Raw genomic sequence first — 17,808 nt, forward strand, 5'->3', positions numbered from 1 at the left:
CGACAGCCGATCTCCGGGGGTTATCCCCCGGGATCGGAGCACGATCACGCCAACGCCCCGAGCACGAGCCCAAGCGCGGCAGCGGCCACGCAGGCCACGACCGTCCCCGCGATGTTGACCCAGGCCCGCCGACGCTCGCCGTCTCGAAGCAGCAGTGCCGTGTCGACCGAGACCGTGCTGAAGGTGGTGAAGCCCCCGAGCAATCCGGTGCCGAGGACCGCGACGAGGTCCGCCGGCAGGATGCCGCCGGCCAGACCTGTCACCAGGCCGAGCGCGAACGACCCGGCGACGTTCACGACGAAAATCCCCCGGGGGAACCGCGCCGCCACCCGCCCGGTCACGAGGACGTCGACGACATAGCGCAAGCCCGCGCCGAGCCCCCCGGCGACGGCGATGAGAAGGAACAGACCCGCGTTCACCGCGACCTCCCGGCCGCGTCGCGGAGCCGGTGTGCCAGCGCGATGCCCCCCGCCGCAGCGGCGAGCCCCGCGAGAACGGCCGCGACGGCCAACAGTATCCCCACCCAGGGCGCGGTTGACCCGGCGACCGCGGCCTGCACGGCGAACGCGCTGTAGGTGGTGAATCCGCCCAGCGCGCCGGTTCCCGCGAACGACCGCCAGAGCGGGTGGCGATCGCCCAGCGCCGCCACGACGACGCCGAGCAGGAAGGACCCCACCACGTTCACCGCGAGCGTCGCCAGGGTGACGGACGCGCCGGAAGCGAAAGGCAGCAGCACCAGCTCCCGCAGTGCGACACCGACGACTCCGCCGGCCACGACCAGCCCGAGGATGCGGGGACGAACGAGCGGCGTGCGAGTCACGCGGCCACGATAGTCCCGCGCCGCGGCTATCCGAGGATGAGGCGTCGGATCGCCGATTCCGGCTTGACCCCGAGGTCGAGCAGATCACCCCGCTCGTAACGGCGGAACACGCGTGGGTCGATGTAGGAGGCGCGGGCGACCGCGGGGGTGTTGCCGAGCGCCTCCGAAGTCGCCCGCACCGCGAGCGCCTCGGCCCGTTTCCGCTCGCGCTCGGTATCGACGGGGCCGATCCGGGCGAGCGCCTCGGCCGCCAGGATCGTGCCCCGGAGGGTCCGGAAGTCCTTCGCCGTGAACAGTCCTCCGGTCAGCGCCCGCACGTGCGCGTTGACGTCGGTCGGGGTCAGGGGCGTGCGCCGACGGCCTTTGCGGTACGACAGCAGATGCGATCGCGCCCGCCCCGCGGCGAGTTCGGCGATCGCGGGGGCGAGGTCGCTGTCCTCGATCCGGATGTGCGCACGCTGACCGCTCTTGGCCGGGAAGGACAGCGTGATGGTGTCGCCGTCGACCACTGCGTCGCGGCGCTGGAGCGTCGTGAGACCGCGGCTGCCATGCCGCTCGAGATACCGCGCCGATCCGATGCGGGGCGCGCCCTCGTCGAGCAGCTTGAACGCCACCGCCAGCACGCGTTCTCGATCCAGCGCATCCCGACGGAGGGCGGTGGTGGCCCGCCGCCTCGCGTGCGGCAGCGCGCCTGCGAGGTCGAGGGCGCGCGCGAACTTGCGACTGTCACGTCGCTCACGCCACTTCGGGTGGTAGATGTACTGCCGCCGTCCGGCGTCGTCGACACCGACCGCCTGGATGTGCCCGCAATCCTCGGTGCACACCCAGACCTCCTGCCATCCCGGGGGGATCACGAGCTGCTCGATACGCTGTCGATCCGTCGCTCCGATGTCGGCACCGCTCGGGTCGACGTAGCGGAACCCGTTGCGCGAGCGCACGCGCGTGATCCCCGGGTCGTCGGTGGGGTGGACCCGGACGAGCCTGACCACGACGGTCAGTGCTCGCGGAGCATGGCGATCAGCTCCGCCTTCCGCTTATCGGAGTACCCGCTGAGGCCCAGATCCTTCGCGCGATCTCGAAGGTCGTCGACGGTCCAGTCCTCGTAGCTGCCGGCCTGGCCACCGCGCCGCCCGACGGCGCTCTCCCCCTCGTTCGCAGCGGCGTTGGAGATCCGAGCGGCCTTCTCCTTCGAGGCGCCGTCCTTGCGCAGTTCTTCGTACATGTCGGGCTTCTTCAGATTCGACCCTCGTCCATCCGGCACGCTGTCCTCCTCGGTTCGATGTCGCGACGCTACTGCGGGTGCTCGCGTCACGGTCCGGGCTTGACAGTGCGCTCACGGCGCGTCCGCGTCGCACACCGTCGGGAATAGCACCGCGATTCGCCGCTCGTCAACCCCCTGGGGTCGGGCCCGCCCGGGTGCCACTGTCGTGACGTGCCAACCCGGCATGCGACCTGCCGCACAAGGCGCACGTCGACCATTCGAAGAGGAGCAATCTTCATGAACCTCGCACTGATCATCATCATCGTCGTCGCGATCGTGCTCGCGATCGTCGGCGGTCTCGGCGAAGCCCTCAGCTGGTTGCTGTGGGTGGCGCTGATCGTCGGCATCATCGCGCTCATCGCCCTGCTGTTCCGGGTGATCAGCGGAAGCAAGCGCCCCTGAGGCCTGTTTCACGACACGGATGCCGCGGCCCCGAGGGGTCGCGGCATCCGTCGTTCACCCCGGGTCACAGGTGCGCGTCGGCGTAGACCCCGAGGGCGTCGCGGACGAACGCGGCCCCCGCGGAGCCGCCGGCGGTCGTCGCGTAGTTCGCGCCGAAGCGCGGATCCGAAACGTACATGTCGGCGAGGCCGAGGACGTACCCCTTCACGTCCCCGTCGGGGTCGGCCGCCGGAGTGCCGGGCACACCGCGCAACCACGCGACGTGGCGAGCGGCGACCTCCTGCGCCTCCCGTGAGGAAGGCCCGGCGCCGCTCTCGGCGACCGCGACCCAGTCGCGCGAGAGCTGCGCGGTGCGCTCTTGCCACGCGGACCTGTCCTCGGCGCCGATACCGTTCCACCATGCGTCGCCGCGAGCGTAGGAATCGGCGCCCCAGCGGCGCTCGACCTCGTCGCGGTGCTGTGCGGGGTCGAATCCGTCGAACATCTTCTCCACCATGATCTGTTCACCTCCCTTCAAGGAATCGATCGTCGCCTCGACCGAGGCGATGCGGCGCGATGTGCGGTCCTGCTCACGTCGCAACCACTCCAGATGGACCTGGAGCGCCGCCTCGGGTGCCGTGCGCCGCGCAAGCACGTCGGCGATCTGCGGGAGCCCGATGCCGAGCTCCCGCAGAAGCAGGATGCGCTGCAGCCGGACCAAGGCGTCGGTGTCGTAGTACCGGTACCCGTTGGTTCCGATGCGCGTCGGCGGCAAGAGTCCGATGTCGTCGTAGTGCCGCAGCGTGCGACTGGTCGTGCCGGCGGCACGCGCGGTTTCCTGGATCGACCACTCCATGTCCGTCTCCTTCCGATGCGCCCCACGCTAGAGGTTGACGCAACGTCAATGTCAAGCGACGCATCGCAGGGGCCGGCGGGCGAAACGGGGACTATCGGCGACACTCTTCCGACTCGCGATATATCGTGTTATTGTCGAACTCACGACATATCGCGAGTATGGGGCTCGCGGGGAGGAGATGGACATGGCCCTGGAGAAGTGGATCATCCACCCGGGAGAGTCGCGCGTCATCGACATCGACGACGTGCGCTCGTTGAAGATCGGCATGGTCGGCGGGCAGATCGACGTGATCGCCCACGACGAACCCGGCGCGCGTATCGAAGTGCACGGCGTGACCGTGAAGGATCTGCGCATCGAGGCGAACGAGGACGCCGTCGAGATCGATCACCCGCAACTGCGTTGGGACAACTTCCTCGAGGTGTTCCGAAACTTCGGATCCAGCGGCCCCAAAGCGGAGATCAGCGTCGTCGTGCCGCGCACCGTGGCCCTGAACCTCGGCGTGGTCAACGCCAGCGCGCTGATCTCCGGCGTGCACGGCGACTCGCGGCTGAACACCGTCTCCGGCGATGTCATCGGCGATGGCCTGGAGGGCGACCTGTCGATCAACGCCGTGTCGGGCGACGTCCAGATCCGCGAACTGGTCGGCACCCTGAGCGCCAACAGCGTCTCCGGCGACGTCGCGGCGACCGGCCAGATCCGCACGGCGTCGATCGACACCGTATCGGGGGCCATGGTCGTCGACTCGACCGGGCCGACGCACACCATCGGGCTCAACACCGTCAGCGGCAACGCCACCGTGCGGCTCGACCGCGAGCTGCCGGTGAACGTCGTCGCGCGCAGCGTCAGTGGCCGCGTGCAGGTCGACGGCGTCATCCGCTCGGGGTCCGGCCCGACCAACTACAGCGGCTCGACCGGGGAGCTCAGTGGGATGTTCGCCGACATCCGCACCAACTCCGTCTCGGGCGACCTCACCATCCTCCGGCGCGACCCGGCCCCCGCCCCGGCCGAATCCGCCGATGCGGAGTCGGAAGGAGCCTGGTGATGCCCCCCGTTTTCTCGCACGGCGACCTGCGCCTGTACGTGCTGAACCTGCTCGACGACGGGCCGCGGCACGGATACGACATCATCCAGGCCCTGGCCGACCGCACCGGGGGCACCTACACCCCCAGCGCCGGCACCATCTACCCACGGCTTGCCAAACTCGAGGAGGAGGGCATGGTCACCAAGTCCGTCGACGGGCGGAAGACCGTGTACGAGATCACCGAGGCCGGGCGCGCGGAGGTCGCCGCCCGCCGCGAGGACCTCGCCGGGATCGAAGCCGGCCTGGCCGACTCGGTACGCCTCATCGCCGATGAGGTGCGCGGCAGCGTGCGGGACGCCATGCGAAGCCTGCGCGCCGATCTCGCCGCCGCCGGCGCCGAACAACGCACCGCCCCCGACGAGCGCACCGACGATGTGCGCACGCGCAGTCGCGAGCAGCTTCAGCGCGCCGACGCGGCCGTCAACGACTTCCGCGGTCGCGTGCGCGCCGATCTGCGCACCCACGTGGCGCGAGGCGGCGAGCTGTCCGAGAACCTCGTCGACGACCTGGTCGCGGGACTCGACGACATCGCCCGGGAGGTCACCCGCGCGCTGGCGGACTGACCGTCAGGACGGCCAGATGTCCTCGTCGTCGGCGACGGGCTCACCGAGCGGCACCACGAGCACGGGGCGATGCTGACGATGGGCGAGTCGCGCCGCGACGGATCCGGTGAAGAACTCGCGGATCGACTCGCCGAGGCCGCGCTTGCGCGTCCCGACCACGAGCAGCTTCGCGTCCACCTGCTCTGCGAGGTGCTTGATGGCCAGCGCCGGATCACCCACGAGCTGACGGACACTCCAGTCGAGGTCGTGCCCGTCGAGCGTCTTCTTGGCCAGGCGGGTCACCTCGGCGAGATCCGTTTCGCCGGCGGCGATGTTGATGTCGATGGGAGCGGTGTGCACGTATCCATCAGGGTCCTCGTAGCTGACGAAGCGCGTCACATCGACGTGCACGACCAGCAGATGGGCGCCGAGGAGCGAGGCATACCGCCCGGCTTCCTGGAGGACGCGGTCGGGCAGATCCGGGATCATGCCGACGATCACCGCGCCGTGGATACCCTCCGGAATCTGTCCGTCGACTACCTTGTCGGATGCCTCTTCAGCCATATGACGCTGGTCCTCCTCTGCCGTCGGCACCGCCGCGGCTGGGGGTGCCGTGATATTCTGAATGCTACTCTTCCCGGTTCGATTCCGGATTTCGAAATGCCCGGGCCGTGGCAGCGAAGAGCACACAGCCCGCAACTCAGATATGAGGGGGTCAGGCATGGGGCGTGGCCGTCAAAAGGCGAAGCACACCAAGATCGCTCGTGAGCTGAAGTCGTTCAGTCCGAGCGTGAACTACGCTGCGCTCGAGCGCGAGCTCGCAACCCACAGCGACGAGGACAACTACGTCGACAAGTGGGCGGACCAGTACGAAGACGAGGACGAAGACGAGGAATCGCTCGAACGAGCGTGACACTCGTCACCCGACTCTGACGCGGCGAACAGCGCGGGCCGATCGGCACCGCGCTGTTCGCCGTCTCTCCCCGACGCATCCCTTTGCGGCACCGCGCGACCCTGCCGGGTGCGCGCCGCGACCGCCGACGCTCAGCTCTCCTGCGACCCCTCGACCCACGCGAGATACTCCTCGCTGACGGTCCCGGTGACATACCGCCCGTCGAAGCAGCTCAGGTCGAGGTCGTCGATGTCGGTGCCCTCGAGGATCGCCGCCTTCAGATCCTCGACCTCTTGGTAGACCATGTAGTCCGCGCCGAGTTCCTCGGCGATCTCCGGGATCGTGCGCCCATGTGCGACCAGTTCGTGTCGCGAGGGCATGTTGATGCCGTACACGTGCGGAAAACGCACCGGCGGCGCCGCGGAGGCGAAGGTGACCGTCTTGGCGCCGGCGTCGCGGGCCATCTGGATGATCTCCTTGCTCGTGGTGCCGCGGACGACCGAGTCGTCGATGAGCAGCACGTTCTTGCCCTTGAACTCGCTCGACATCGCGTTGAGCTTCTGGCGCACGCTCTTCTTGCGGACCGCCTGCCCGGGCATGATGAAGGTCCGCCCGACGTAGCGGTTCTTGTAGAAGCCCTCGCGGTACTCAATGCCGAGCTTCCTCGCGACCTGCATCGCCGCCGGACGGGATGAGTCGGGAATGGGCATGACGACGTCGATCGCCTCGCGGGGCGTGTGCTTCGCGATCGTGTCGGCCAGCCGATCGCCCATCCGCAGCCGCGCCTCGTACACCGAGATGCCGTTCATGATGGAATCCGGTCGCGCGAGGTAGACGTACTCGAACGAGCACGGCTTCAGCGCGGTCTCGGTGGCGCACTGACGCGTGTGGAGGTTGCCGTCGAGATCGACGAAGACCGCCTCGCCGGGAAGGACGTCGCGCACGACCTCGAACTCACCGTTCTCGAGCACGAGCGACTCGCTCGTGACGACCCACTCGTACGACCCGTCAGGGGCGCGCCGCGTGCCGAGGATGAGGGGGCGGATGCCGAACGGGTCACGGAACGCGAGGAGCCCGTACCCCGCGATCAGCGAGATCGCCGCGTAGGAACCCTCCACGCGCTCGTGGACACGTGTGACCGCCTGGAAGACCTGCTCCGGGTCCAGGTCGAGCCCCGAGATGGCCGATTGCAGCTCGTTGGCCAGCACGTTGACCAGCAGCTCGGTGTCACTTGTCGTGTTCAGGTGCCGCCGATCCTTGCGGAACAGCTCCTGGGTGAGCTCGCGCGTGTTCGTGAGGTTCCCGTTGTGGACCAGCACGATGCCGTAGGGGGCGTTGACGTAGAACGGCTGCGCCTCCTCCTCGTTGCCGGCGGTGCCCTTGGTCGCGTAGCGCACGTGACCCAGACCCAGATTCCCCATCAGCGCGCGCATGTCACGGGTCCGGAAGGCTTCGCGCACCTGCCCCTTGGCCTTGTGGACGTGGAAGGTCCCGGACGGCTCCGCCGTGGCGATGCCGGTGGAGTCCTGGCCGCGGTGCTGCAGCAGCAGGAGGGAGTCGTAGATCTCCTGGTTGACGGGCCCGCGGCCCACCATCCCGACGATTCCGCACATGGGTGTTACCGGTCTCCGTCCGTGAAGACGGCCGTGCCGTGGGCACCGACCAGGCGCACGGCACCGCCGTCGACGCCCTTCGCGCCCTGCTCGTATTCTCCCTCGGGGCGATGCCCGTCTGCCACGACACCGATCTGCCACGTGGCGATCCCGGCGCGGGTGAGGGCTGCTGCCGCCTGCTCGGCACGATCGGCCGCGACGACGGCGACGAAGCCGATGCCCAGGTTCCACGTCCCCTCCGTGGCCGCGAGCTCGATCCCGCCCAGATCGGCGAGCACCTGGAACACCGCCGGTGGCGCCCAGGTCGAGCGGTCGATGTCGACCCACGTGCCCTGCGGCAGGATGCGCGCGACGTTGGCGGCGATACCGCCACCGGTGACATGGCTGAGTGCGTGGACGGCGTCGCCGGTCTCGGCGATGACGTTCAGGAGCGGCTGCGTGTACAGGCGCGTGGGCTCGAGGAGGACCTCGCCCCACGTGGTGTCACCGAAGTCATCCGCCCGGTCGCCGTACTGCACGCCGGCACCGGAGACGATGTGGCGCACGAGACTGTATCCGTTCGAGTGCAGGCCGCTGGAGGCCAGCGCGAGCACCACGTCGCCCGCCTGCACCCGCTCCGCACCGAGCACCGCATCCGCTTCGACCACACCCGTCGCCGCGCCGGCGACGTCGTAGTCGGCGGGACCGAGCAGGCCGGGGTGTTCGGCGGTCTCGCCGCCGACCAGCGCGGTGCCGGTCTCGGAGCAGCCGCGGGCGATGCCGGCGACGATGTCGGCGATGCGCTCGGGAACGACCTTGCCGCACGCGATGTAGTCGGTCATGAACAGCGGCGTGGCTCCCACGACGACGATGTCATCGACGACCATGCCGACCAGGTCGAGGCCGATGGTGTCGTGCTTGTCGATCGCCTGCGCGATCGCGACCTTCGTGCCCACTCCGTCGGTGCTGGATGCCAGCAGCGGACGCCGGAGGTCGCGGATCGCGGAGGCGTCGAAGAGCCCGGCGAAGCCGCCGACGCCGCCGAGGACTTCGGGACCGTGGGTGCGTCGGACGGCGGACTTCATCAGCTCTACCGCGAGGTCGCCGGCAGCGGTGTCGACACCGGCTTGGGCGTAGGGGTTCGCGGAGGCATCGCTCGAGGGTGAGGCCACGGGGACAGCCTACCCCGATGCCGGCGCCCCTCCCCGCCCTACAATGGCCGCATGAACGCCGGGGGGCCGGAGTGGGTGGTCCGCGAGGACGCGGGCCGTCCGGTGCTGCTCGCCCTCTACCTCCGGCATGCGCTCGGGATCCGCGCCCCGGACGAGCTCCCCGCCCTGCGTGGGATACCCACGCCGACTCCACCCCCGCCCGATGACCGGCACCTGCGCCTCGAGCGCGAGTGGCGCGAGTACTGGGCCATGACCGTCGAACCGCAGGCGCATCCCTCCACCGTCCCGTTGGATCTCGTGGACGGCTTCGAGACCCTCCTCGCCCTGCCGGTCGAGGGCAGTGACGTGCTGCGCGCCGCCGTCGCACCGCACGCGGATGCGGCCCTCACCTACGCGCACTCCGCCGCCGAGCGCTACCGTCACGCCTCCGCCAGCGGCACGCACTCCGCCTACCGGGCGTACGCGAGCGCGATCGCGGAGTACGAACGGCAGGTGGGGCGGCGTGCCCACTCGTTCGAACTCAACGTGCAGGTGCTGCCCCTCGCGCAACGCGGCGTGTGGTGGATCGGCTCGCTCACGATCGCGGTCACCGACGGACTGCGCGGGGATGTCGCCGCGTTCGACGCGGCGATCCATCCGATCATCGCCGAGCTGGCCTGAGCGGCGTCCCGCTCAGCTCTCGTCGAGGTCGTGCGCGTCGACCGAGTGGTCGACACGCACGGCGCGGGTACGACGCCCGACGGTGCGGTCCAGGACGAGCGCGAGCCCGCCGAGCAGCGCGAGGCCCACCGGCACGCAGATGAGCAGCAGGAAACCGAACACCTGGCCCTGGTCGTAGACGAGTCCGGTGTTCGGGCTCTCGTCGAGCGTGCCGCTGAACGAGAAGGTGAGGATCATCGCCGCGACGATGCCGAGGGCCGCCCCGAGGGCGAGGAAGACGCCGTACTTGGGCGCGCGGCGCACGGTGAGGTTCTCATCCATCCCTCCATCATCCCACCCGAGGCTGTGCCCGTCCCGAACGGCGAAGACCCCTCAGGGGCGGAGGGGGAGCAACGCGGCGATCTCCGATGCACGGATGCCCGACGCGCTGAGCTCGGGGGTTCCGACGGCATCCGTCCACGACGAGCGCCCGACGGCGAGGGAGATCCACGTGCCGGGTGTCATCTCGACCACATTGGGGGGCGTACCGCGCGTGTGGCGCGGGCCCTCGACGACCTGGACCGCACCGAACGGCGGCACCCGCACCTCGACCGAGGTGCCGGGTGCCTTCTCGGCGAGCAGCTGGAGCAGATAGCGCACGGCGGTGCCGAGATCGGCTCGAGCGGGCGTGGCGCCGCCGGCGGTGGCCTCATCCACGGCGCGGATCGCCGCGCGCCCCTCGTCCGTCGTGATCTTGCGGGCCATCCCTCGAGGCTATCCCTCGCCTGTGACCGCACGCGTACCGGCACGAACTCAGGCTGAGGGCGGCATCGACGCCTGCATTCGGGCACATGCCGGCTCACAGCCTGAGTTCGTGCACGGACGGCGGCAGACCGGTGTCGACGGGGGTGAGGGCGGGAGTGCCCGCCGTTAGGCTGGCGGGGTGAAGATCCTCGTCCTCGGCTCGGGTGCCCGCGAGCACGCCATCATCCTCGCCCTCCGGTCGGAGCAGGCTCCGCACGACATCCTCGCCGCGCCGGGCAACGCAGGGATCGGGCGCGACGCGACGCTCGTCGATCTCGACCCGAACGACCCGGCCGCGGTGACCGGCTTCGCCAAGGAGAACGCCGTGGACCTCGTGGTGGTCGGCCCCGAGGCACCCCTCGTCGCCGGCGTCGCCGACGCGCTGCGCGAGCGCGGCATCCCGGTCTTCGGCCCCGGTGCCGCCGCCGCGCAGCTGGAGGGGTCGAAGGCGTTCGCCAAGCGGATCATGGACGCCGCGGGGGTTCCCACCGGGCGCGCCGTGCGCGCCGCGACCGCGGCCGAGGTCGAAGCGGCCCTCGACGAGCTGGGCGCCCCGCACGTGGTCAAGGCCGACGGTCTCGCCGCCGGCAAGGGCGTCCTGGTGACCGACGATCGCGACGCGGCGATCGCCCACGCGACGCAGTACCTTCCGAGCGGACCGGTGCTGGTCGAGGAGTTCCTGTCCGGACCCGAGGTGTCCCTCTTCTTCCTCTCCGACGGCGACCACGTGCTCCCGCTGAGCCCGGCGCAGGACTTCAAGCGCCTCGCCGATGGGGATGCCGGCCCCAACACCGGCGGAATGGGCGCCTACTCGCCCCTCCCCTGGCTCGCCGACGAGCACGGCGGTGAGGAAGCCTTCGTCGACCTCGTCACGCGTGAGATCGCCGAGCCCGTCGTCCGGCAGCTCGACGCGGAGGGCACCCCGTTCATCGGCCTGCTCTATGCGGGCCTCATCCTCACCGACACGGGCGTGAAGGTGATCGAGTTCAACGCCCGGTTCGGCGATCCCGAGACGCAGGTCGTGCTGCCGCGCCTGGCCGAGCCCCTGTCGGAGCTGCTCCTGGCAGCGGCGTCCGGCCATCTGGAGGACTTCTCGCGCCCGTCGTTCGCCGATGGCGCGGCCGTGACGGTCGTCGTCGCCAGCGAGGGATACCCCGCGTCGCCGGTGACCGGGCGCGCACTGTCCGGCCTCGACGAGGCCGCCGCCGTCGACGGCGTTCACCTCGCCCATGCGGCGACCGCACTGCACGACGGCGGGTTCGTGGCCACGGGCGGCCGCGTCCTGAGCGTCGTGGGCGTGGGCGCCACGCTCGCCGAGGCGCGCGAGCGCGTCTACCGCGGCGTCGACGCGATCGGGCTCGAGGGTGGACAGCATCGCCGCGACATCGCCTCCCGCGCCGCCGGCGCCTGACCTCCGGGCACGGGCGACCGGACGGGAACCGGGTTCGCGGCGTCACAGCCCGGTCGGGATAATGGGCGGGTGAGCACCGCCGCACCCGTCCCCGCCTCGGCCGACCTCCCCGGTTGGCGTCACGTCTACTCGGGCAAGGTGCGCGATCTCTACGTGCCGGCCGAGGTTCCCGAATCGGCCGACGCCGACCGGATGCTGGTGGTCGCCTCCGACCGCGTGTCGGCGTTCGATCACGTGCTCTCCCCGGGCATCCCAGGCAAAGGAGAGCTCCTCACCTCGCTGAGCCGGTGGTGGTTCGACCGTCTCGCGGGCGGCGACGGCGGCCCGCGCATCCCGAACCACCTCGTCGCGGACGCCGAGCCCCCCGCGGAGGTGGCCGGTCGGTCGATGGTCGTCCACGCCCTCGAGATGCTCCCGGTCGAGTGCGTCGTCCGGGGCTACCTCACGGGGTCCGGCTATCAGGAGTACCTCGCCTCGGGCACGGTGTGCGGGATCCCGCTGCCCGCCGGGCTCGCCGACGGCGACCGCCTTCCGGAGCCGATCTACACCCCCGCCTACAAAGCCCCGATGGGCGAGCACGACGAGAACATCACGTTCGAGCAGTCGATCGAGCTCGTCGGCGAGATGCAGGCGACCGCGCTTCGCGACTCCTCCCTCGCGATCTACACACGGGCAGCCGAGACGGCCGAGGCCGCCGGCCTGATCCTGGCCGATACGAAGTTCGAGTTCGGCCTCGACGCGGCCGGCGCGTTGACGCTCGCCGACGAGGTTCTCACGAGCGATTCGTCACGCTACTGGGATGCCCGCAGCTGGCGGGAGGGAAGCACGCCGACCGAACGGATGGCGAGCTTCGACAAGCAGATCGTCCGCAACTGGCTCTCGGCGAACTGGGACAAGACCGGAGACCCGCCCGCGCTCCCCGCCGACATCGTCGAACGCACCACCGCCCGCTACCGCGAGCTTCTGCAGCGCCTCACGGCCTGAGCCGCCTCCACGAGGCTCTCGCGCACCCGCGGCGGTCGGCCGCGTCAGCCCAGGAGCATCCGCTCGAGGTTCTCGATCGGTTCGTACCAGCCCTGGTCGAGCACCCAGGCCTGGAACGCGCGGTCCCAGCCGAGCGCGACGCCCACTCCCACGACGACGAGGATGCCGCCGATGACTCGGCGGAACACACCGTGCGGATTGCTCAGCCAGCCGAGTCTGCGCACAAGCGCCGTGCCGGCCAGCGCGACGCCGAGCAACGCCAGGGCCAGGCCGATCGCGTACGCGGTGACGTAGACCGTACCGGCGGCGAAGCTCGCGGGAAGGACCGTCGCGACGATGAGGGCGTAGGTCGGGGAGCAGCTGCTGAAGGCGGGCCCGAGGGCGGCGCCCAGCGCGATGTCGCCGCTGAGTCCTCCCCGTCGGTACCCGCGATCGAGGAGACGTCCGCCGCCGGCCTGCAGGCCGGTCGCCATGGTCACGCGCTCCCACAGCGTCGGGAAGAGCATCGTCAGGCCGAGCACCGCGACGATGACCCCCGAGATGGACTGCCACACCCACGCGGGCACACCGAGGAGGGCGGAGGTGGCCTTGAGGAGGAGGGTGAAGGCGACCACCGATGCCGCGAGGGATCCGGCGATCACCATCGGGCGGAACCACTGCCGCTCCGCCATCCCGGCATCCGCCTGGGTGCGCGCGGCGGTGCCGCCGACGATGACCGGAAGCAACGGCAGCACGCACGGTGCGAGCACCGTGAGAACCCCCGCTGCGAACGAGACGAGCGTGAGTCCCAGCATCAGCCGAGGCCGAGTCCCGCCAGCGCCGTGTCGAGGGAGGGGTCGTCGTAGGGCACGAAGGAGGCGACCGCGGCGCCCGCGTCGTCCAGCGCGACGACGGTCGTCTGCTGTCGCACGTCGTAAGCCTGACGCAGGTCCTGATGGGTGTCGTAGTCGACCTTCAGGACGGTGATTCCGTCCGGCACCCCCTCGGCGACGATGTCCTCGTCGAGGGCGCGGCACTGCGGGCACCAGGTGGCGTGGAAGAACAGCACGCGGGTCCCCTCCGCCGCGGCGAGCGCGTCCTCCGAGTACTCGACGTACGACCCCGCCGGGGTCGCGGACGCATCGTCGGCCTGGTCATCGGCGACGCCCCCGGACGCCTGGTCGGCATCGGGCTCCTCGCTGGCTCCGGGCTCCTCGGTGGGCTCCGCTGAGCTCTGCACCGCCTCATCCGCGGACGACGCGGTCTCGACAGCGGCCGGGTCCCCTCCCCCCGAAAGCGACACGGCCGCTGCGCCGCCGACACCGACGACGAGCACACCGGCGATGGCCAGGGCGACGATGGTTCCGCGCTTCATGCTTCCATCCTCACGCGGACGACGCGGGAAAGGGATGACGAAGCGGTGACGGATGCGCCCGCCGACAACCGATATCGTGTCGGCGGCGCAGATTCGTCGCCGCCCATCCCCGAGGAGAACGCATGCCTGTCTGGTCCCTGCACGGAAACGGTCGCACCGTCGAGCCCGGCAAGGTGGTGGGTCCCACCGAGCGACTCAACTGGGGTGCGACCGTCGCGATCGGCATGCAGCACGTCATCGCGATGTTCGGTGCAACCTTCCTCGTGCCCGTCCTGACCGGATTCCCGGTCCCGACGACGCTGCTCTTCTCGGGTGTCGGCACGATCCTCTTCCTCCTCGTCACCCGCAACAAGCTCCCCAGCTACCTGGGGTCCTCGTTCGCCTTCATCGCCCCGGTCACGGCCGCGACGGCGACGGCGGGCATGGGATCCGCCCTCGCCGGCATCGTCGCCGTCGGGATCCTGCTGGCCGCCGTCGGCGTGATCGTCCAGATCGCCGGTCTCGGCTGGATCGATCGCCTGATGCCCCCGGTGGTCGCCGGCGCGATCGTCGCGCTGATCGGTTTCAATCTCGCGCCGGTGGCCTGGACGAACTATCAGGTGCAGCCGTTGACGGCCACGATCACCCTGGTCTCGGTGATCCTGTTCAGCGTGCTGTTCCGCGGTTTCCTCGGGCGGATCTCGATCTTCCTCGGCGTGATCGTCGGCTACGTCGTGGCGCTCCTGTCGAACGAGGTGGACTTCACCGCCGTCGAGCAGGCCGCCTGGATCGGGCTGCCGGAATTCCAGATCGCCGACTTCACCTCGCCGCAGACGTGGGGCGTCATCGCGATGTTCCTGCCGGTCGTGCTCGTGCTGATCGCCGAGAACGTCGGGCACGTGCGGGGAGTGGCCACGATGACCGACGCCTCGGTCAATCGCCACACCGGACGCGCGCTCATCGCCGACGGGGCGGCGACCACCGTGGCCGGTTTCTTCGGCGGCTCGGGAACCACGACCTACGGCGAGAACATCGGGGTCATGGCCGCCACACGCGTCTATTCGACGGCCGCCTACTGGGTCGCGGGCGCCACGGCGATCCTGCTCAGCCTCTCTCCGAAGGTCGGCGAGCTGTTCAACTCGATCCCCGCGGGCGTGCTCGGTGGAGTGACCACCGCTCTCTACGGGCTCATCGGCATCATCGGCATCAAGATCTGGGTCGACAACCGCGTGGACTTCTCGCGACCGGTCAACCAGTACACCGGCGCCGTGGCGCTCGTCATCGCGATCGCCGGGTTCACGATGCAGTGGGGAGACTTCCAGCTCGGCGCCATCGTGATCGGATCGGCAGCGGCACTGCTGATCTACCACCTCGGAAACGCGATCGCTCGCGCCCGCAGGACCGGTGCGGACGACGGGGGCCCGATCCCGGCCGTCGGGCCCCTGGGCGGCGACCCGGAGTAAGCCTCGACCCTCGGCATCGGCGCCTCGCGGCGATGCCGAGGGATCTCAGGCGGAGTCGCGCTCCACGAGGTCGGCGGGCAACACGGTCACGTGGTCGGGCTCCAGGCCCGCGAGACGGTCGAGCAGCATGGTGGCCATCTGCTCCCCCTGCTCGAACGAGGGCTGTCTCACCGTCGTGAGCTGGGGCGTGACCGACGTCGCGACCGGTGAGTCGTCGAAGCCGACGATCGCGATCTCGTCGGGCACCGCGATCCCCTCGGCCGCGAGCACGCTGAGCACCCCCTGGGCCATGAGGTCGCTGGCGGCGAAGATCGCGTCGGGGCGCTCTCCCGCCGCGAGCATGCGTCGCATCGCGACCGCTCCCCCGTCGATGGTGAAGTCGCCGTCCTCGACGGGGCCTTCCGGGAGATCCGATGCGGCGAGCGCGTCGCGCCACCCCTGCAGGCGGTCGATGGCGGCCGGCATGTCCAGCGGGCCGGTGATCGTGGCGATCCGGGTGCGACCCTTGGCGATCAGGTGCGCGGTCGCGTCGTACGCGCCGCGTCGGTTGTCGACGTCGACGTAGTAGTCGCGGTCGCGCGTGGTCACCGGCCGTCCGCCGTAGACGACCGGGACCGCGGCGGCGATCCGATCCAGATACGTGTCGCTGGTGTGGTGTGAGACGACGATGGCGCCGTCGACGGCACCGGACCGCATGTAGCTCGTGGTCTTGTCGCCCGGATCATCGCTGGCGATGACGAGATTCAGGACGTAGTCGGACTGACTCAACCGCGCGTTGATACCGGAGACGACCGAGGCGAAGAACGGGTCGCCGAAGAACCGGGTCGTGTCCTCCGGCACGATCAGCGCGATGGCGTGCGTCTGGCGGCTGGCCAGGGTGCGCGCCGCGCGGTTCGGGACGTAGTTCAGATCGGCGATCGCCCGCTTGACGGATTCCACCGCCTCCGGACTCACCGCCGGGGAGCCGTTCACGACGCGGGACACCGTGGAACGCGACACACCCGCCGCGGCAGCGACCTCCTCGATCGTGACGGCCCCGCGAGCTGCGGACGACATGGTCATCACGACTCCTTTCCCTACGCCAGAGCGAGCGGGCGGTGGGGAATCACAGCGCGCGCGAGGCGATGATGCGAGCGTACTCGCGACCGCTGTCCTTCACGGAGCGTTCCTGGGTCTCGTAGTCGACGCGGATGATGCCGAACCGCTTCTCGTACCCCCACGCCCACTCGAAGTTGTCGAGCATAGACCAGTAGAAGTAGCCGCCGACATCGACTCCGGCATCGATCGCGTCCAACACGGCGCCCAGATGCCCCCGCAGGAACTCCACGCGGTCCGCGTCGTGGACGCGGGTCTCGCCGGCTTCGACCACCGCGACGTCGTCATACGCCGCGCCGTTCTCGGTGACGTAGAGCGCGGTGCCGGCGGGGCCGGCGTAGTCGGCCGAGACGCGCTGCAGCAGGCGGGTGAGCCCTTCGGGCTGGACCTCCCACTGCATCGGAGTGCGCGGCAGCCCCCGCTCGTGCCAGAAGATGCCCTCGTGCGAGGGGAAGGGCGATTGCGCGGGCCGCGCGGTCGGCGCGTCGCCACCGATCGGAGCCACCTCCGGCTCGTGTCCCCCCACGTACTCGCCGTGGTAGTAGTTCACCCCGAGGGAGTCGATGCGGGTCGAGATCGCCTCGAGGTCGCCCGGCTTCACGGCGGCCTCGAAAGCCGCCACGGCACCGGCATCCACCGCGCGGATGTCCTCGACCACGTCGGCCGGGTATTCGCCTCGGAAGATCGGGTCGAGGAACCAGCGGTTGAACTGGCCGTCGATGCGACGGGCCGCGTCCACGTCGGCGGCGTCGCTGAGGTCCACCGCGTCGGCGACGGTGAGGTTCAGGGTGATGCCGAGGTTGAGCGAGGCGTCCCGTGCGCGCAGCGCGCCGATCGTCTGCCCGTGGGCGAGCATCAGGTGGTGCGAGGCGAGCAGGCCCTCCTCGACGCTGTAGTGGCCGGGAGCGTGGATGCCCGCGGTGTAGCTGAGGAACGACGAGCACCACGGCTCGTTGAGCGTGGTCCACACCTTCACCCGGTCGCCGAGGGCATCGTGCATGTCCAGCGCGTACTCCGTGAAACGCGCGGCGGTGTCGCGGTCCGCCCAGCCGCCCTTCTCCTGCAGCGCCTGCGGCAGATCCCAGTGGTAGAGGGTCAGCCACGGCAGGATGTCGGCGTCGAGGAGCTCGTCGACCAGACGCTTGTAGAAGTCGACCCCCGCGGGGTTCAGCGCACCGCCGTCGGGACGCACGCGCGACCAGGACGTCGAGAAGCGGTAGGTGTTCAGTCCCATCTGCTTCATGAGCGCCACGTCGTCGCGGTAGCGGTGGTAGTGGTCGCACGCGACCGAGCCGTCGTCGCCGTTGATCACGGCGTCCGGAACACGGCAGAAGGCATCCCAGATCGAGTCCCGGCGGCCGTCTTCGTGAGCGGCGCCTTCGATCTGGAAGGCCGCGGTGGCGGCGCCGAACAGGAAGTCCGACGGGAACGGACGCGAGGGGGCGGTCATCTGGGGGGAGTCCTCTCGGGAGGTGATCATGG

General features: G+C 70.1%; 22 protein-coding genes. 8 read left to right on the forward strand and 14 right to left on the reverse strand.

What is annotated here, in order from left to right; translation table 11 throughout:
• Positions 1-44 precede the first annotated feature (44 nt).
• From RZO50_RS03310 to RZO50_RS03325, 4 genes are read right to left on the reverse strand one after another with little or no spacing between them, the layout of a single operon-like run.
• Positions 45-419 (reverse strand): fluoride efflux transporter FluC, encoded by a 375-nt coding sequence (locus tag RZO50_RS03310; protein ID WP_322598267.1) that lies wholly within the window; start codon positions 417-419, stop codon positions 45-47.
• Positions 416-820, reverse strand: a complete 405-nt coding sequence (locus tag RZO50_RS03315; protein ID WP_322598268.1) for a fluoride efflux transporter FluC — start codon at positions 818-820, stop codon at positions 416-418. The genes RZO50_RS03310 and RZO50_RS03315 overlap by 4 nt, the downstream gene beginning before the upstream one ends.
• Positions 821-846: 26 nt before the next feature.
• A complete protein-coding gene (locus tag RZO50_RS03320) occupies positions 847-1,809 on the reverse strand; it encodes a DNA topoisomerase IB (RefSeq protein WP_322598269.1) in 963 nt (320 codons plus the stop codon).
• 5 nt (positions 1,810-1,814) lie between these two features.
• Complete coding sequence (locus RZO50_RS03325) at positions 1,815-2,081, reverse strand: SAP domain-containing protein (protein ID WP_322598270.1); 267 nt, start codon at positions 2,079-2,081, stop codon at positions 1,815-1,817.
• A 237-nt stretch (positions 2,082-2,318) separates the two neighbouring features.
• Between RZO50_RS03325 and RZO50_RS03330 the strand changes: the two genes are divergently transcribed.
• Positions 2,319-2,483 carry a hypothetical protein gene (locus RZO50_RS03330; RefSeq protein WP_194423242.1) on the forward strand — a complete coding sequence of 55 codons (165 nt, stop codon included), beginning with the start codon at positions 2,319-2,321 and terminating at the stop codon, positions 2,481-2,483.
• Between the two features lie 64 nt (positions 2,484-2,547).
• On the opposite strand, the gene RZO50_RS03335 is transcribed toward RZO50_RS03330, so the two are convergent.
• Positions 2,548-3,318 carry a MerR family transcriptional regulator gene (locus RZO50_RS03335; protein ID WP_322598271.1) on the reverse strand — a complete coding sequence of 257 codons (771 nt, stop codon included), beginning with the start codon at positions 3,316-3,318 and terminating at the stop codon, positions 2,548-2,550.
• 184 nt (positions 3,319-3,502) lie between these two features.
• Between RZO50_RS03335 and RZO50_RS03340 the strand changes: the two genes are divergently transcribed.
• Positions 3,503-4,360, forward strand: coding sequence for a DUF4097 family beta strand repeat-containing protein (locus RZO50_RS03340; protein ID WP_322598272.1), 858 nt, complete (start codon positions 3,503-3,505; stop codon positions 4,358-4,360).
• A complete protein-coding gene (locus RZO50_RS03345; protein ID WP_322598273.1) occupies positions 4,360-4,962 on the forward strand; it encodes a PadR family transcriptional regulator in 603 nt (200 codons plus the stop codon). Before RZO50_RS03340 ends, RZO50_RS03345 begins: the two co-directional genes overlap by 1 nt.
• A 3-nt stretch (positions 4,963-4,965) precedes the next feature.
• Here RZO50_RS03345 and RZO50_RS03350 read toward each other — a convergent pair whose 3' ends face one another.
• A complete protein-coding gene (locus RZO50_RS03350) occupies positions 4,966-5,505 on the reverse strand; it encodes a universal stress protein (protein WP_322598274.1) in 540 nt (179 codons plus the stop codon).
• 157 nt (positions 5,506-5,662) lie between these two features.
• Here RZO50_RS03350 and RZO50_RS03355 point away from each other — a divergent pair, with 157 nt between their 5' ends.
• Positions 5,663-5,854 (forward strand): DUF3073 domain-containing protein, encoded by a 192-nt coding sequence (locus RZO50_RS03355; protein WP_194423247.1) that lies wholly within the window; start codon positions 5,663-5,665, stop codon positions 5,852-5,854.
• A gap of 131 nt (positions 5,855-5,985) precedes the next feature.
• Here RZO50_RS03355 and purF read toward each other — a convergent pair whose 3' ends face one another.
• Positions 5,986-7,446 carry an amidophosphoribosyltransferase gene (purF, locus tag RZO50_RS03360; protein WP_322598275.1) on the reverse strand — a complete coding sequence of 487 codons (1,461 nt, stop codon included), beginning with the start codon at positions 7,444-7,446 and terminating at the stop codon, positions 5,986-5,988.
• 5 nt (positions 7,447-7,451) lie between these two features.
• A complete protein-coding gene (gene purM, locus RZO50_RS03365; protein ID WP_416211573.1) occupies positions 7,452-8,510 on the reverse strand; it encodes a phosphoribosylformylglycinamidine cyclo-ligase in 1,059 nt (352 codons plus the stop codon).
• A 138-nt stretch (positions 8,511-8,648) separates the two neighbouring features.
• Between purM and RZO50_RS03370 the strand changes: the two genes are divergently transcribed.
• Positions 8,649-9,257: a zinc-binding alcohol dehydrogenase gene (locus RZO50_RS03370; RefSeq protein ID WP_322598277.1), complete on the forward strand. Its 609-nt coding sequence runs from the start codon at positions 8,649-8,651 to the stop codon at positions 9,255-9,257.
• A 12-nt stretch (positions 9,258-9,269) separates the two neighbouring features.
• On the opposite strand, the gene RZO50_RS03375 is transcribed toward RZO50_RS03370, so the two are convergent.
• Together RZO50_RS03375 and RZO50_RS03380 are read right to left on the reverse strand one after the other, a co-directional pair.
• Positions 9,270-9,578: a potassium transporter Trk gene (locus RZO50_RS03375; protein ID WP_322598278.1), complete on the reverse strand. Its 309-nt coding sequence runs from the start codon at positions 9,576-9,578 to the stop codon at positions 9,270-9,272.
• 51 nt (positions 9,579-9,629) lie between these two features.
• Positions 9,630-10,001 carry a sterol carrier family protein gene (locus RZO50_RS03380; protein WP_322598279.1) on the reverse strand — a complete coding sequence of 124 codons (372 nt, stop codon included), beginning with the start codon at positions 9,999-10,001 and terminating at the stop codon, positions 9,630-9,632.
• A gap of 178 nt (positions 10,002-10,179) precedes the next feature.
• Between RZO50_RS03380 and purD the strand changes: the two genes are divergently transcribed.
• Together purD and RZO50_RS03390 are read left to right on the forward strand one after the other, a co-directional pair.
• Positions 10,180-11,451, forward strand: coding sequence for a phosphoribosylamine--glycine ligase (gene purD / locus RZO50_RS03385; RefSeq protein WP_322598280.1), 1,272 nt, complete (start codon positions 10,180-10,182; stop codon positions 11,449-11,451).
• 69 nt (positions 11,452-11,520) lie between these two features.
• Complete coding sequence (locus RZO50_RS03390) at positions 11,521-12,435, forward strand: phosphoribosylaminoimidazolesuccinocarboxamide synthase (RefSeq protein ID WP_322598281.1); 915 nt, start codon at positions 11,521-11,523, stop codon at positions 12,433-12,435.
• Between the two features lie 44 nt (positions 12,436-12,479).
• Here RZO50_RS03390 and RZO50_RS03395 read toward each other — a convergent pair whose 3' ends face one another.
• Positions 12,480-13,229 carry a cytochrome c biogenesis CcdA family protein gene (locus RZO50_RS03395; RefSeq protein ID WP_322598282.1) on the reverse strand — a complete coding sequence of 250 codons (750 nt, stop codon included), beginning with the start codon at positions 13,227-13,229 and terminating at the stop codon, positions 12,480-12,482.
• Positions 13,229-13,789 (reverse strand): thioredoxin family protein, encoded by a 561-nt coding sequence (locus RZO50_RS03400; RefSeq protein WP_322598283.1) that lies wholly within the window; start codon positions 13,787-13,789, stop codon positions 13,229-13,231. The genes RZO50_RS03395 and RZO50_RS03400 overlap by 1 nt, the downstream gene beginning before the upstream one ends.
• Before the next feature lie 122 nt (positions 13,790-13,911).
• On the opposite strand from RZO50_RS03400, the gene RZO50_RS03405 reads away from it, so the two are divergent.
• Complete coding sequence (locus RZO50_RS03405) at positions 13,912-15,231, forward strand: uracil-xanthine permease family protein (protein ID WP_322598284.1); 1,320 nt, start codon at positions 13,912-13,914, stop codon at positions 15,229-15,231.
• 45 nt (positions 15,232-15,276) lie between these two features.
• On the opposite strand, the gene RZO50_RS03410 is transcribed toward RZO50_RS03405, so the two are convergent.
• Both RZO50_RS03410 and RZO50_RS03415 read right to left on the reverse strand, forming a co-directional pair.
• Positions 15,277-16,293, reverse strand: a complete 1,017-nt coding sequence (locus RZO50_RS03410) for a LacI family DNA-binding transcriptional regulator (RefSeq protein WP_322598285.1) — start codon at positions 16,291-16,293, stop codon at positions 15,277-15,279.
• Between the two features lie 43 nt (positions 16,294-16,336).
• Positions 16,337-17,806 (reverse strand): GH1 family beta-glucosidase, encoded by a 1,470-nt coding sequence (locus RZO50_RS03415; protein ID WP_416211523.1) that lies wholly within the window; start codon positions 17,804-17,806, stop codon positions 16,337-16,339.
• Positions 17,807-17,808 lie beyond the last annotated feature (2 nt).

It is taken from the genome of Microbacterium xanthum (genome assembly GCF_034531355.1).
Lineage (GTDB): Bacteria > Actinomycetota > Actinomycetes > Actinomycetales > Microbacteriaceae > Microbacterium > Microbacterium xanthum.

Bases quoted from the DNA above. Each gene is read 5' to 3' on its own strand.
- RZO50_RS03375 (WP_322598278.1), bottom strand. From the start codon at position 9,578: ATGGATGAGAACCTCACCGTGCGCCGCGCGCCCAAGTACGGCGTCTTC.
- RZO50_RS03350 (WP_322598274.1), bottom strand. From the start codon at position 5,505: ATGGCTGAAGAGGCATCCGACAAGGTAGTCGACGGACAGATTCCGGAG.
- RZO50_RS03340 (WP_322598272.1), top strand. From the start codon at position 3,503: ATGGCCCTGGAGAAGTGGATCATCCACCCGGGAGAGTCGCGCGTCATC.
- RZO50_RS03415 (WP_416211523.1), bottom strand. From the start codon at position 17,806: ATGATCACCTCCCGAGAGGACTCCCCCCAGATGACCGCCCCCTCGCGT.
- RZO50_RS03345 (WP_322598273.1), top strand. From the start codon at position 4,360: ATGCCCCCCGTTTTCTCGCACGGCGACCTGCGCCTGTACGTGCTGAAC.
- RZO50_RS03410 (WP_322598285.1), bottom strand. From the start codon at position 16,293: ATGACCATGTCGTCCGCAGCTCGCGGGGCCGTCACGATCGAGGAGGTC.
- RZO50_RS03355 (WP_194423247.1), top strand. From the start codon at position 5,663: ATGGGGCGTGGCCGTCAAAAGGCGAAGCACACCAAGATCGCTCGTGAG.
- RZO50_RS03370 (WP_322598277.1), top strand. From the start codon at position 8,649: ATGAACGCCGGGGGGCCGGAGTGGGTGGTCCGCGAGGACGCGGGCCGT.
- RZO50_RS03400 (WP_322598283.1), bottom strand. From the start codon at position 13,789: ATGAAGCGCGGAACCATCGTCGCCCTGGCCATCGCCGGTGTGCTCGTC.
- purF (WP_322598275.1), bottom strand. From the start codon at position 7,446: ATGTGCGGAATCGTCGGGATGGTGGGCCGCGGGCCCGTCAACCAGGAG.
- RZO50_RS03405 (WP_322598284.1), top strand. From the start codon at position 13,912: ATGCCTGTCTGGTCCCTGCACGGAAACGGTCGCACCGTCGAGCCCGGC.
- RZO50_RS03335 (WP_322598271.1), bottom strand. From the start codon at position 3,318: ATGGAGTGGTCGATCCAGGAAACCGCGCGTGCCGCCGGCACGACCAGT.
- purM (WP_416211573.1), bottom strand. From the start codon at position 8,510: ATGAAGTCCGCCGTCCGACGCACCCACGGTCCCGAAGTCCTCGGCGGC.
- RZO50_RS03330 (WP_194423242.1), top strand. From the start codon at position 2,319: ATGAACCTCGCACTGATCATCATCATCGTCGTCGCGATCGTGCTCGCG.
- RZO50_RS03380 (WP_322598279.1), bottom strand. From the start codon at position 10,001: ATGGCCCGCAAGATCACGACGGACGAGGGGCGCGCGGCGATCCGCGCC.
- RZO50_RS03395 (WP_322598282.1), bottom strand. From the start codon at position 13,229: ATGCTGGGACTCACGCTCGTCTCGTTCGCAGCGGGGGTTCTCACGGTG.